10 protein-coding genes are annotated in these 13,644 nt (G+C 68.1%); 7 read left to right on the top strand and 3 right to left on the bottom strand.

The features are described 5' to 3' along the window. Nucleotides 1-133 precede the first annotated feature (133 nt). Entirely contained in the window at nt 134-1,591 is a 1,458-nt protein-coding gene (desA, locus tag ABZ656_RS32230) for a lysine decarboxylase DesA (RefSeq protein WP_101405039.1), read from the top strand. Then, complete coding sequence (locus ABZ656_RS32225) at nt 1,575-2,861, top strand: lysine N(6)-hydroxylase/L-ornithine N(5)-oxygenase family protein (protein ID WP_360272487.1); 1,287 nt, start codon at nt 1,575-1,577, stop codon at nt 2,859-2,861. Before desA ends, ABZ656_RS32225 begins: the two co-directional genes overlap by 17 nt. Before the next feature lie 13 nt (nt 2,862-2,874). Here ABZ656_RS32225 and ABZ656_RS32220 read toward each other — a convergent pair whose 3' ends face one another. Then, the gene (locus ABZ656_RS32220) at nt 2,875-4,092 is read right to left on the bottom strand and encodes an RNA-guided endonuclease TnpB family protein (RefSeq protein ID WP_360272484.1); all 1,218 of its coding nucleotides are present in this window, start codon (nt 4,090-4,092) and stop codon (nt 2,875-2,877) included. Nucleotides 4,093-4,381: 289 nt separating this feature from the next. Here ABZ656_RS32220 and ABZ656_RS32215 point away from each other — a divergent pair, with 289 nt between their 5' ends. Both ABZ656_RS32215 and ABZ656_RS32210 read left to right on the top strand, forming a co-directional pair. After that, the gene (locus tag ABZ656_RS32215; protein ID WP_101405037.1) at nt 4,382-4,936 is read left to right on the top strand and encodes a GNAT family N-acetyltransferase; all 555 of its coding nucleotides are present in this window, start codon (nt 4,382-4,384) and stop codon (nt 4,934-4,936) included. Next, nucleotides 4,933-6,705, top strand: coding sequence for an IucA/IucC family siderophore biosynthesis protein (locus tag ABZ656_RS32210; RefSeq protein WP_360272480.1), 1,773 nt, complete (start codon nt 4,933-4,935; stop codon nt 6,703-6,705). The genes ABZ656_RS32215 and ABZ656_RS32210 overlap by 4 nt, the downstream gene beginning before the upstream one ends. A gap of 57 nt (nt 6,706-6,762) precedes the next feature. Here ABZ656_RS32210 and ABZ656_RS32205 read toward each other — a convergent pair whose 3' ends face one another. Then, nucleotides 6,763-8,349 (bottom strand): beta-N-acetylhexosaminidase, encoded by a 1,587-nt coding sequence (locus ABZ656_RS32205; protein WP_360272477.1) that lies wholly within the window; start codon nt 8,347-8,349, stop codon nt 6,763-6,765. 85 nt (nt 8,350-8,434) lie between these two features. Here ABZ656_RS32205 and ABZ656_RS32200 point away from each other — a divergent pair, with 85 nt between their 5' ends. Next, entirely contained in the window at nt 8,435-9,304 is an 870-nt protein-coding gene (locus ABZ656_RS32200) for a DUF4429 domain-containing protein (RefSeq protein WP_101405034.1), read from the top strand. A gap of 133 nt (nt 9,305-9,437) precedes the next feature. Here ABZ656_RS32200 and ABZ656_RS32195 read toward each other — a convergent pair whose 3' ends face one another. After that, nucleotides 9,438-11,003 (bottom strand): metallophosphoesterase family protein, encoded by a 1,566-nt coding sequence (locus ABZ656_RS32195; RefSeq protein WP_360272513.1) that lies wholly within the window; start codon nt 11,001-11,003, stop codon nt 9,438-9,440. Nucleotides 11,004-11,167: 164 nt separating this feature from the next. Here ABZ656_RS32195 and ABZ656_RS32190 point away from each other — a divergent pair, with 164 nt between their 5' ends. Both ABZ656_RS32190 and glmS read left to right on the top strand, forming a co-directional pair. Further along, a complete protein-coding gene (locus ABZ656_RS32190) occupies nt 11,168-11,425 on the top strand; it encodes a hypothetical protein (RefSeq protein WP_075029205.1) in 258 nt (85 codons plus the stop codon). 13 nt (nt 11,426-11,438) lie between these two features. Next, nucleotides 11,439-13,256, top strand: coding sequence for a glutamine--fructose-6-phosphate transaminase (isomerizing) (glmS, locus tag ABZ656_RS32185; RefSeq protein ID WP_101405032.1), 1,818 nt, complete (start codon nt 11,439-11,441; stop codon nt 13,254-13,256). The last annotated feature ends 388 nt before the right edge of the window (nt 13,257-13,644 follow it).

Genomic DNA, 13,644 nt, shown 5'->3' with positions numbered 1-13,644 from the left:
CAGGTGGGGCGGGGTCGCAGATCGACTTAGGTTAGGCTAACCTAAGTTGAACCGGCCCTGCCCCTCCTTTCGTCCCGGCCCAGCCCTCGCCCCACCCGTCCCGCTCGGACTCTCCCGCACGGAGGACCCCCACATGCGCTCGCACCTGCTCAATGACACGACCGCGGAGCGTTACCGCCGCTCCGTGACCGAAGGAATCGAGCGGGTGGCGGCCAAACTCGCCACCACCGACCGACCGTTCACGGGTGTCACGGTCGACGCCCTCGCTCCCCGTATCGAGCAGATCGACCTGGACCGCCCGCTGCACGACACCAGCGCCGTCCTCGACGAGCTCGAAGAGGTCTACCTCCGGGACGCGGTCTACTTCCACCACCCGCGCTACCTCGCGCACCTCAACTGCCCGGTGGTCATACCCGCCGTGCTCGGCGAGGCCGTCCTGTCCGCCGTCAACTCCTCCCTGGACACCTGGGACCAGTCGGCCGGCGGCACCCTCATCGAGCGCCGGCTCATCGACTGGACCAACGAGCGCATCGGCCTCGGCCCCGCCGCCGACGGCGTGTTCACCAGCGGCGGCAGCCAGTCCAACCTCCAGGCCCTGCTGCTGGCCCGCGAGGAGGCCAAGCCAGCCGGTGAACCGGGCGACACCGCCGCCAAACTCCGCATCTTCGCCTCCGAGGTCAGCCACTTCAGCGTCAGGAAGTCGGCCAAACTCCTGGGTCTCGGCGCGGACTCCGTCGTCTCGATCCCCGTCGACCACGACAAGCGCATGCAGACGCTCGCCCTCGCCCACGAGCTGGAGCGCTGCGAGCGCGACGGTCTGATTCCGATGGCCGTCGTCGCCACCGCCGGCACCACCGACTTCGGCTCCATCGACCCGCTGCCCGAGATCGCCGAGCTGTGCGCCCAGTTCGGCGCCTGGATGCACGTGGACGCGGCCTACGGCTGCGGACTGCTCACCTCCCTGAAGAACCGGGACCGCCTCGACGGCATCGAGCGCGCCGACTCCGTCACCGTCGACTACCACAAGTCCTTCTTCCAGCCCGTGAGTTCGTCCGCCGTGCTGGTGCGCGACGCCGCCACGATGCGCCACGCCACCTACCACGCGGAGTACCTGAACCCGCGCCGCATGGTCCAGGAGCGCATCCCCAACCAGGTCGACAAGTCCCTGCAGACCACCCGTCGCTTCGACGCCCTCAAGCTGTGGATGACGCTGCGTGTGATGGGCGCCGACGGCATCGGCGAACTCTTCGACGAGGTCTGCGACCTGGCCCAGGAGGGCTGGAAGCTGCTCGTCGCCGACCCCCGCTTCGACGTGGTGGCCGAGCCGTCCCTGTCCACCCTCGTCTTCCGCTTCATCCCGGCCGCCGTCACCGACCCGGCCGAGATCGACCGCGCCAACCTGTACGCGCGGGGGGCCCTGTTCGCCTCCGGCGACGCCGTCGTCGCGGGCACCAAGGTCGGCGGCCGCCACTACCTGAAGTTCACCCTGCTCAACCCCGAGACCACGGCCGACGACATCGCCGCCGTGCTCGACCTGATCGCCGGCCACGCCGAGCAGTACCTGGGAGAGTCCCTTGACCGCGCATCCTGAATCCGTCGAAGCCACCGGAAAGACCTACGACTTCGTGGGCATCGGGCTCGGGCCCTTCAACCTCGGCCTCGCCTGCCTCACCGAGCCGATCGCCGAACTGGACGGCGTCTTCCTCGAATCCAAGCCGGACTTCGAGTGGCACTCGGGGATGTTCCTGGAGGGCGCGCATCTCCAGACCCCGTTCATGTCTGACCTGGTGACCCTCGCCGACCCGACCTCCCCGTACTCCTTCCTCAACTACCTGAAGGAGTCCGGTCGGCTGTACTCCTTCTACATCCGCGAGAACTTCTATCCGCTGCGGGTCGAGTACGACGACTACTGCCGCTGGGCCGCCTCGAAACTGAGCAGCGTCCGCTTCGGCACGACGGTCGAGGAAGTGACGTACGAGGGCGATCTGTACCACGTACGGACGACGACCGGTGAGGTGCTGCGCGCCCGTCATCTGGTCCTGGGCACCGGGACTCCCCCGTACATCCCCGGGGCCTGCGCGGACCTCGGCGGCGACTTCATCCACAACTCCCGCTATCTTCAGCACAAGCGGGAGCTCCAGGCGAAGAAGTCGATCACGCTCGTCGGCAGCGGCCAGTCCGCCGCCGAGATCTACTACGACCTGCTCAGCGAGATCGACGTCCACGGCTACCGGCTGAACTGGGTCACGCGCTCCCCGCGCTTCTTCCCGCTCGAGTACACCAAACTCACGCTGGAGATGACCTCCCCGGAGTACATCGACTACTTCCACGCGCTGCCCGAGCCGACCCGCTACCGCCTCCAGACGGAGCAGAAGGGCCTGTTCAAGGGCATCGACGGCGAACTGATCGACGCGATCTTCGACCTGCTCTACCAGAAGAACCTCGGCGGCCCGGTCCCCACCCGCCTGCTCACCAACTCGGCGCTCGACGGGGCGACCTACGAGAACGGCACGTACACCCTCACCCTCCGCCAGGAGGAGCAGGAGAAGGAGTACGAGCTGCGCTCGCAGGGCCTGATCCTGGCCACCGGCTACCGGTACGCCGAGCCGGAGTTCCTGAAGCCCGTCCGCGACCGGCTGCGCTACGACGCCCAGGGCAACTTCGACATCGCCCGCAACTACGCCATCGACACGACGGGCCGCGGCGTCTTCCTCCAGAACGCCGGCGTCCACACCCACAGCATCACCAGCCCCGACCTGGGCATGGGCGCGTACCGCAACGCGTACATCATCCGTGAGCTGCTCGGCACCGAGTACTACCCGGTCGAGAAGACGATCGCGTTCCAGGAGTTCGCCGTTTGACGTCTCCCCGCCTTTATGGGGCGGGGACTCCCACGGCTTGCGCCATGGTCATTCCTGCTTCATCGCCGACCGCCCGCCCGGAGGAACTCCGTTGAGGTCTTACACCGGCTCCACAGGCCGACACCGCCCGCCCGGCGGCCAAAATGTTCTGAGCGGCATTGTGGTCCCGGTCGTGTCGGGTGCCGCACCCCTCACACGACCATTCCCTGACGCTGAGAGGCAGTTCATCGCGTCTCAGGCCGCACGTCACGCACGTCTTGCTCGACGGGAAGAATCGGTCGATCACAACGAGTTCGCGCCCGTACCAGCCACACTTGTACTCCAGCATCGAACGCAGCTCTGTCCACGAAGCGTCGGCGATCGAACGCGCCAGCGTTCGATTACCCAGCAGATTGTGAACAGGCAGGTCCTCGATCACGACCAGTTGGTTCTCCTGGACGAGTCGAGTGGACACTTTGTGCAGGAAGTCCCGACGCCGATCGGTGATCCGCGCATGGATCTTCGCTACCTTGAGGCGAGCCTTGGCCTGGTTCCTGGACCCCTTCTCCTTGCGAGCAAGGTCTTTCTGAGCGGCCGCCAGCCGAGCGCTGTCCACCCTCGCAAACTTCGGGTTGCTGACCTTCTCCCCCGTGGACAGGGTCACAAGGCTGCTGATGCCCACGTCGATCCCGACGGCACTGCTGTTGGCCGGAAGAGGCCGCACGCCAGGGTCTTCCACCAGAAGGGATACAAACCAACGTCCGGCCGCGTCGCGGGAGACAGTCACCGTGCTCGGCTCGGTGCCATGAGGCAAGGGACGCGACCAGCTGATGTCGAGCGGTGCCCGCATTTTGGCCAGCGTCAGCTGGCCATCGCTCCACTTGAACGCCGATCGCGTGTACTCGGCCGCCGCGCGGGACTTCTTTCTCGACTTGAAGCGCGGGTATTTCGCACGCTTGGCGAAGACGTTCGTGAACGCCGCCTGCAAGTGCCGCAAGGATTGCTGGAGAGGCACGGAGGACACCTCGGCCAGATAGGCCAACTCTTCGGTCCTCTTCCAGTCCGTCAGCATCGCGGATGTTGCAGGGTAGGAGATCCTCCTACGTTCGTCCGTCCATGCCCGACTGCGAGCATCCAACGCCATGTTGTAAACCTTGCGCACGCATCCGAACGTGCGGAACAGCTCATCTGCCTGTTCCGTCGTCGGATAGAAGCGGTACTTGAATGTCCGCTTCACGTGCCGAGTCGCCATTTCCCAAACGCTAGTGCCGCGGCAGGCAACGTTTGCCCGTCAAGGAGCGGCGTCCGGTGCGTGCTCTCGGCGTGCCGGCCGGAAGTCCTCGTACTGGACGTACTTGGGCTTTCGGCCGGTGCGGCGAGAGTGCGTGCCGGGCGTCGCGACGGGGCGAACGTTGCCTGTTGCGGTACTAGCCGTACTCCGGCAAGCGTGGTGCGTTCTTCGTGAAAATCCACACCACAAACGACCAACGCGTATTCCTGCCCCGTCCCGACGACGGGGAGATCCGCACAAGGAGTTCCCGATGAGCGCCGCCTCCCATGTCGGCACCTTCACCGTCCGCCCGCTCGACCCGACCCGGGACGCCGAGCTGCTGCACGGCTGGGTGACCCACCCCAAGTCCGCCTTCTGGATGATGCAGGGGGCGAAACTGTACGACGTGGAGCGCGAGTACATGGCCATCGCGGCCAGCGAGTACCACGACGCGTTCCTCGGACTGCTGGACGACGAGCCCGTGTTCCTGATGGAGAAGTACGACCCGGCGCACGTCGAGCTGGTCGGCCTGTACGAGCCCGAGCCCGGTGATGCCGGCATGCACTTCCTGGTCGCGCCGACCGACACCCCGGTGCACGGCTTCACCCGGGCCGTGATCACCGCGGTGATGGAGTACCTGTTCGCCGACCCGGGCACCCGGCGGGTCGTCGTCGAACCCGACGTACGCAACCAGGCCGTGCACGCCCTGAACGAAGCCGTCGGGTTCGTGCCCGAGCGCGAGATCCAGAAGCCGGAGAAGACGGCGCTGCTGAGTTTCTGCACACGCGAGCAGTTCGCAGCAGCGGTACGAGGAGCAGCCGTATGACCCTGTCCGACGCCGTGGCCCACCTCTCCCCCGAACGCTGGGAGCGGGCCAACCGCCTCCTCATACGCAAGGCACTCGCCGAGTTCGCGCACGAGCGCCTGATCACGCCGGAGGCAGACGGCGAGGGCGGGTACACCGTCCGCAGCGACGACGGCCTGACCCGCTACCGCTTCACCGCCACCCTCCGCTCCCTCGACCACTGGCAGGTCGACCCCGAGTCGATCACCCGCCACCGCGACGGGGCCGAACTCCCGCTCGCCGCACTCGACTTCCTCATCGAGCTGAAGACGTCGCTGGGCCTGAGCGACGAGGTGCTGCCGGTCTACCTGGAGGAGATCTCCTCCACCCTCTCGGGCACCTGCTTCAAACTCACCAAGCCGCAGATCCCGTCCGCCGAACTCGCGAAGGCCTCCTTCCAGGAGATCGAGACCGGCATGACCGAGGGCCACCCCTGCTTCGTCGCCAACAACGGGCGGCTCGGCTTCGGCGTGCACGAGTACCTCTCGTACGCACCCGAGACCGCGAGCCCGATCCGGCTGGTGTGGCTGGCCGCGCACCGCTCCCGGGCCGCCTTCACCGCGGGTGTCGGCATCGAGTACGAGTCCTTCGTGCGCGAGGAGCTGGGCGCCGGGACGGTCGAGCGGTTCGCCGCCACCCTCACCGATCAGGGCCTCGACCCCGAGGACTACCTGCTCATCCCCGTCCACCCCTGGCAGTGGTGGAACAAGCTCTCGGTGACCTTCGCGGCCGAGGTCGCCCAGCGCCACCTGGTCTGCCTCGGCGAGGGCGACGACGAGTACCTGGCCCAGCAGTCCATCCGGACGTTCTTCAACACCACCAGCCCAGGGAAGCACTATGTGAAGACGGCGCTGAGCGTCCTCAACATGGGCTTCATGCGCGGTCTGTCCGCCGCGTACATGGAGGCGACCCCGGCGATCAACGACTGGCTGGCCCAGCTCGTCGAGAACGACCCGGTGCTCAAGTCCACCGGCCTGTCGGTCATCCGCGAACGCGCCGCCGTCGGCTACCGCCACCTCGAGTACGAGGCCGCCACCGACCGCTACTCCCCATACCGCAAAATGCTCGCGGCCCTGTGGCGCGAGAGCCCGGTCCCCTCGCTCCAGGAGGGCGAGAGCCTGGCCACCATGGCCTCCCTCGTCCATGTCGACCACACGGGCGCCTCCTTCGCGGGCGCGCTGATCGAGCGGTCCGGGCTGACCCCCGTGGAGTGGCTGCGCCGCTATCTGCGCGCCTACTTCACGCCCCTCCTGCACAGCTTCTACGCCTACGACCTCGTCTACATGCCGCACGGCGAGAACGTCATCCTCGTTCTCAAGGACGGCGCCGTGCAGCGCGCGGTCTACAAGGACATCGCCGAGGAGATCGCCGTCATGGACCCGCGGGCGGTGCTGCCGCCCGCGGTCGAGCGGATCCGCGTCGAGGTCCCCGAGGACATGAAACTCCTGTCGATCTTCACGGACGTCTTCGACTGCTTCTTCCGCTTCCTGGCGGCCGGCCTGGCCGGCGAGGGCATCCTCGACGAGGACGACTTCTGGCGGACGGTCGCCGAGTCCGTACGCGAGTACCAGGAGTCGGCGCCCGAACTCGCCGACAAGTTCCGGCAGTACGACATGTTCGCGCCCGAGTTCGCGCTGTCCTGCCTGAACCGGCTCCAGCTGCGCGACAACAAGCAGATGGTGGACCTGGCCGATCCGTCCGGCGCACTCCAGCTGGTCGGCAGCCTGAAGAACCCGATCTCCGGTCTCTGAAGCCGATGGGGCTCAGGAGTACGGTCCTCCTGAGCCCCATCGTTCCCGTTACGCCGTCTACGCCGTGGGCCAGGGCACCTGGGGCGAGCGGTAGTAGCCGATCCCCAGGGCCTCCCAGCGCGGCCCCTGCGCCGCGAGCCGCACCTTGTAGGTGTCCCAGTCGTGCGTCGACGCGGGCGACCAGCCGAGTTCGGCCGCTCCGGGCAGCCGCGGGAAGGTCATGTAGTCGATGTCGGCCCCCGTGACGATGGTCTCCGTCCACAGCGGCGCCTCGACGCCCCGGATCGCCGAAGCCGGGGCTCCCGGAAGGTAGGCGCCCGGATCCCAGTCGTACGACCGTTTCACCTCCACCAGGCCCGCCCAGTCCTGCCCGAGCGGGGTGTCCGCGGTGTACTTCATGTCGAGGTAGACCCGGTCGGCGGGCGACAGCACGAGCCCCGTCCCGTTCCGCGCGGCCTCGGCGACCTGCGCCTTCTCCGTGGCACTGGTGTCGTCGAGCCCCCAGTACTGCGCGATCGCGCCCTTCACCGGGTGCGCCCCGGTCAGCTGGTGCCAGCCGACCACCGTCTTCCCGTACTTGGCGACGACCGGCTGCACCTTGTCCATGAAGGCGACGTAGTCGGCGTGGCTGGTGGAGTGGGCCTCGTCCCCGCCGATGTGGAGGTACTTGCCCGGCGTGAGTGCCGCCAGCTCCCGCACGACGTCGTCCACGAAGTCGTACGTCACGGGCTTCGCCACGCACAGCGAGCTGAACCCGACGTCGGTGCCGGTGTAGAGCGGGGGCGCGGTCCCGTTGCAGTTCAGCTGGGCGTACGAGGCCAGCGCGGCGTTGGTGTGGCCCGGCATGTCGATCTCCGGGACGACCTCCAGATAGCGGGAGGCCGCGTACCGCACGATCTCCTTGTAGTCGGCCTTGGTGTAGTAGCCCCCGTGCCCGCCGCCGACCTGCGTGGACCCTCCGTACGTGGCGAGCCGCGGCCAGGAGTCGATCGCGATGCGCCAGCCCTGGTCGTCGCTCAGGTGCAGATGCAGTTTGTTGACCTTGTAGAGCGCCAACTCGTCGATGTAACGCTTGACCTGCGCGACGCCGAAGAAGTGCCGGGAGACGTCGAGCATCGCGCCGCGGTAGCCGTAGCGCGGGCTGTCCTTGATGGTGCCGCCCGCCACGAGCCAGGGGCCGCGCTGCACGGAGTTCTTCTCGACGGCGGCGGGCAGCAGCTGGCGCAGCGTCTGGACGCCGTGGAAGAGCCCGGCGGGCGCGGCGGCCGTGATGGTGACGCCGCTGTGCCCGCTGTCCAGGCGATAGCCCTCGGCGCCCGTGGACCCCGCAGCGATCCGCAGCCGGATCCCGCCTGTGCCCTGCGTGGTGACGGGCAGTCGGTAGCCGGTGGAGGGACGCAGGACATCGGCCAGATACGCGCCGACCCGGCGGGCCTGAGGCGAGTCCTCGACCCGGATGCGGGTGCCGTCGGTGATGCGGTACGGGGATCCGCCCGCGTCGACCGAGGCGGGGGCCGGCACCACCTGCCCGAGCGGGGTCGCGGTGCGGCCCGACTCGGAGTGTGCCGCACCGGCGACCGAGATACCGGCGGCCGCCACGAGCAGCAGCGTACCGAGGAGGCGGGGCGTTCTGTGCTGTCTCACATGCGCTCCCTTCGAAGGACCCTGCAAACGAATTGCGGATGGGTATAGACCACTCTTCCGCAGACCCGGTGAAACAATCCCCCTCATGGCGGAAATCATCCAGAAGGACGGGACGTGGACCTTCGACGGCGACGCGCTTCGGCTGACTCCCGGGCGCGACAAGAACGTGAGCCTGCTCCGCAAGACCTTGGGTGAACTGACCGTCCCGCTGGGAGCGTTGGCGGGGATTTCCCTCGAACAGGGCAAGAAGAGCGGGCGGTTGCGGCTCCGGCTGCGCGACGGCGCCGACCCGCTGCTCCAGGCGACCGGCGGCAAGCTCGCCGAGCCGAACGACCCCTACCAGCTCGCCGTGGAGTCCGACCGCTACGGCGTCGCCGAGTACGTCGTCGACGAGGTCCGGGACGCGCTGCTCCTGGACCGGGTGCCGGCCGGCCCGGTCGACAGCTATCTGCTCCCGGGCCCCTCCGTGCCGCTGTCCGTCTCCGCCGGCGACGGCACCGCGAGCTTCGACGGCGAGCACGTACGCCTGGAGTGGAACTGGAAGACCGAGGACTCCAAGTCCGCCGCCGGAGCCCGCTCGCTCGCCCTCGCCGACCTCACCACCGTCGAGTGGCACCCCGCCGTCGGCCTGGAGAACGGCTACCTCCGCTTCACCGTCCGGGGTGCGGAAACCAAGGCCCCACCGAAGTACGACCCCAACTCCGTCGAGCTGTGGGGCTTCAAGAAGGACCCGCTGATGGCCCTGGTCGCGGCGGCGGTACAGGCCCGGCTCCCGCATCCCACGGCATCCCCGGAAGCCGCGCAGGCGGCGGAGCAGCCCGCCGCGATCGCCCCGGAGGACGACCACGACGCCCTGCTCCGCCGCCTGCGCGAACTGGGCGACCTCCACAGGTCCGGCATTCTGACGGACGAGGAGTTCGCCCTGGCCAAGCAGGCGGTCCTCAAGCGAATGTAGAAACCCCGCTCGAGGACCGCCCAGGTCGCCACGCCCCGCCTTCCAGGCATGCGGCCACGTGCTTTCAGGGGCGCGGGGCTGTTGCGTATGCGGCTCCGCCGCGTGGGCGCGACCAGCCCCCACTCACCCGCACCTAACGAACTCGCCGAGCCACCGTGAAGTGGTCGACTTCGGCACCTGTCTCGGCAATCCCCCGCACCGTCAGCGTGGCCAGCCGACCCTTGTGCGCGGGCGTGACATCCACCCGGAGGAACGAGTAGTTGAGGTACCGCACCCGGGACCAGGCGACCGTCTCGTTCTGCTTGCCGCCCTTGAGGTTGATGAAGGAGGCGACGGAGTCGACCTCGTTCTCGTGACCCTCGTACGACTCCGGGGCGGAGAACGCGTACAGGCTGCGTCCGGCCGCGCCCGCCGTCACGTACACGACACCGTCGGTCTCCGGGTACGCCGTGCCGCCGATCGGCAGCTTCTTGGTGACCGCGTTGCCCTTGATGACGTCCGTGCGCTCGTACTGGTGGTTGTGGCCGTTGATGACCAGGTCCACCGTGTACTTCTCGAACAGCGGCACCCACTCCTGTCGCACGCCCCCCTCCGAGGCGTGCGCCGTGGAGGTGCAGTACGCGCAGTGGTGGAAGAAGATCACGATGAAGTCGACGTCCTTGGACGCCCGGAACTTCTTGAGCTGGCCTTCGAGCCACTTCGTCTGCGTTCCTCCGGAGATGCCCAGGTTCGCCGGGATCTCGAAGGAGATGTCGTTGGCGTCCAGCGAGATGATCGCCGTGTTGCCGTAGACGAAGGAGTAGACGCCGGGCAGGTTCTTCTTGTCGGGCCCGTTGTCCGGGAGCGTCCAGCGGGCCTCTTCGCCGCCGTAGCCGTTGGGCGAGTACCAGGCCTCCATGTCGTGGTTGCCGTACGCGGGCATCCACGGGACCTGCTTGGCGACCGTCTCGGTCTGGGCGAGGAACTGGTCCCAGATGCGCGAGTCGAAGCCGGTGTCCTCCTTCTTGCCCGCGCCGGCCGGGTCCGCGTACGCGATGTCACCGGCGTGCAGGTGGAAGGCCGGGTTCTGGCCGAGCAGCAGGGCGTCGTTGGCGAGGCCGTGGTAGCCGACGCCCTCGTCGCCGAAGGCCGTGAAGGTGAACGGCTCGGCGTGCGAAGGCGCGGTGGTGAAGGTGCCGAGCGTGCCCAGCAGGTGGGGTGCGCAGGGGTCGAAGCCCGCGTGGCCGACACCGTAGTAGTACGTCCTGCCGGGGCGCAGGTGGGTGAGCTTGGCGTGCAGGTAGTACTGCGTGTGGTCGCCGCTCGCGCCGACGCCCGCCGGGGTGTAGAGGGTGCGGACCTCGGCCTCGATCTTGCGGGAGAGGTCCCAGGGGTGGGCGCCGATGCGGATGAACGGCTTCTTCACCTCGGCCGGAACCTGCCAGGAGACCGTGATCTCCGTACGCGGGTCATTGCCGAAGGCGAGGTGCCGGCCGAAGGGGGCGACGAGGGCGCCGTCGACCTTCTCGGTCGAGGTGGCGGTGGCCCGCGTCGGGACCGCGGCCTGTGCGACGGCGCCGGGCACGAAGGTGCCGCCCGCGACGGCGCCGAGGGTCACGGCTCCGCCTCTGATCATGTTGCGCCGGGAGAACTTGGCGCGGAGATACTCGTGCTGCTCTGCCATGGTCATGCGCTCGGCGAGCTTCTCCGGTACGCCCATGCGTGGAGTGTCCATGGCCACAGAAGTTGCTCCCGGCAATCGACGCGGCACAAGACGCAGGATGGACAGCTTGCTAACAGACCCCCATAAGACCTTCAACAGCCACTTGCCCGATATCGGGCAGGATTCTTGCGAATCGGCTCTTGGTACCCCAGGATCAACGGGTGCACGACGAACTTGTTGATCACCTGACGCGCTCCACCCCCCTCAACCGGGGCGAGGCACTGCGGGTGGTCCAGGACGTGCTCGCCTACTTCGACGAGACGACCGAGGACTACGTCCGTCGCCGCCACCGCGAGCTCCAGGCCCAGGGCCTGGTCAACGCGACGATCTTCGAACGGATCGAGGCGGACCTGAAGTACCGCGCGGTCGCGCCGCCGGAGCTCACGCTCAGGCAGCTGCGCCGCATTGTCTACGGCTGAGGAATACATATATATGTGCGGAATCGTCGGATACATCGGCAGGCGTGACGTGGCACCGCTGCTGCTCGAAGGCCTCCAGCGCCTGGAGTACCGCGGCTACGACTCGGCGGGCATCGTCGTCACGACGCCGAAGTCGACCGGTCTGAAGATGGTCAAGGCCAAGGGCCGGGTTCGTGATCTTGAGGCCAAGGTCCCCGCACGCTTCAAGGGCACCACCGGCATCGCCCACACCCGCTGGGCGACTCACGGTGCCCCCTCCGACGTGAACGCGCACCCCCACATGTCCGGCGACAGCAAGGTCGCGGTCGTCCACAACGGCATCATCGACAACGCCTCCGACCTGCGCAAGAAGCTCGAGGCGGACGGCGTCGAGTTCCTCTCGGAGACCGACACCGAGGTCCTCACCCACCTGATCGCCCGCTCCCAGGCCGAGAAGCTCGAGGACAAGGTCCGCGACGCACTCCGGGTGATCGAGGGCACCTACGGCATCGCGGTCCTGCACGCCGACTTCCCCGACCGCATCGTGGTGGCCCGCAACGGCTCCCCGGTCGTCCTCGGCATCGGCGAGAAGGAGATGTTCGTCGCCTCGGACATCGCCGCCCTGGTCACCCACACCCGCCAGATAGTGACTCTGGACGACGGCGAGATGGCCACCCTCAAGGCCGACGACTTCCGTACGTACACCACCGAGGGCACCCGTACGACGGCCGAGCCGACCACCGTGGAGTGGGAGGCGGCCTCGTACGACATGGGCGGCCACGACACGTACATGCACAAGGAGATCCACGAGCAGGCCGAGGCCGTGGACCGGGTGCTGCGCGGCCGTATCGACGACCGGTTCTCCACCGTGCACCTCGGTGGCCTGAACCTGGACGCCCGTGAGGCGCGCCAGATCCGCCGCGTGAAGATCCTCGGCTGCGGCACCTCGTACCACGCGGGCATGATCGGTGCCCAGATGATCGAGGAGCTCGCCCGCATCCCCGCGGACGCCGAGCCGGCCTCCGAGTTCCGCTACCGCAACGCGGTCGTCGACCCCGACACCCTGTACGTGGCCGTGTCCCAGTCCGGTGAGACGTACGACGTACTGGCCGCCGTGCAGGAGCTGAAGCGCAAGGGCGCGCGGGTGCTCGGTGTGGTCAACGTCGTCGGCTCGGCGATCGCCCGCGAGGCGGACGGCGGCATGTACGTCCACGCGGGCCCCGAGGTCTGCGTCGTCTCGACGAAGTGCTTCACCAACACGACCGTCGCGTTCGCGCTGCTCGCCCTGCACCTCGGCCGCACCCGCGACCTGTCGGTCCGCGACGGCAAGCGGATCATCGAGGGCCTGCGCAAGCTGCCCGCGCAGATCTCCGAGATCCTGGAGCAGGAGGACGCGATCAAGAAGCTGGCCGAGGAGTACGCCGAGGCCCGCTCGATGCTCTTCATCGGCCGCGTCCGGGGCTACCCGGTGGCCCGTGAGGCCTCCCTGAAGCTCAAGGAGGTCTCGTACATCCACGCCGAGGCCTACCCCGCCTCCGAGCTCAAGCACGGCCCGCTGGCGCTCATCGAGCCCGCGCTGCCCACGGTCGCGATCGTCCCCGACGACGACCTCCTGGAGAAGAACCGCGCCGCCCTGGAGGAGATCAAGGCCCGCAGCGGCAGGATCCTCGCGGTGGCGCACCAGGAGCAGGAGAAGGCCGACCAGACGATCGTCGTCCCGAAGAACGAGGACGAGCTGGACCCGATCCTCATGGGCATCCCGCTGCAACTCCTCGCCTACCACACGGCGTTGGCCCTGGGCCGCGACATCGACAAGCCCCGCAACCTGGCCAAGTCGGTGACGGTGGAGTAAAAATCCACCAGCCCACCGAAGCGACAACTGAGGAACCCCCGCGGCGCGCAACCACCTCCGCGAGGGCGGCGCCCGCTTAGGGCCTGTCCGGCGGATCAGGTCGGAGGAACGTAGCGGCCCCTCATAAGCGCAGGTGAGCGGGGTCTGGTGCGTGCAGCCGCAAGGCGGAGGAGGGGGAGTCGACGCGGAGCGTCGGCGACCGACGACAACGCCGCTGGGGGCACCCCCTGCTCGAAGAGCTTGGGGGAGGGCGTGCCAGACCCCGCGTCTCCGGCATGATCCGCCGGGCAGGCCCTAGGCCCTGTCGTCAAATTCCCGTCTGCCCCGCGACGCCATGCACGCACTCTCACCGCACCAGGCACAGACCCAAGTACGTCCAGTACGAGGG

The organism is Streptomyces sp. NPDC007095, assembly GCF_040634475.1.
GTDB lineage: Bacteria > Actinomycetota > Actinomycetes > Streptomycetales > Streptomycetaceae > Streptomyces.
This window is presented reverse-complemented; position numbering and strand designations above follow the sequence as displayed.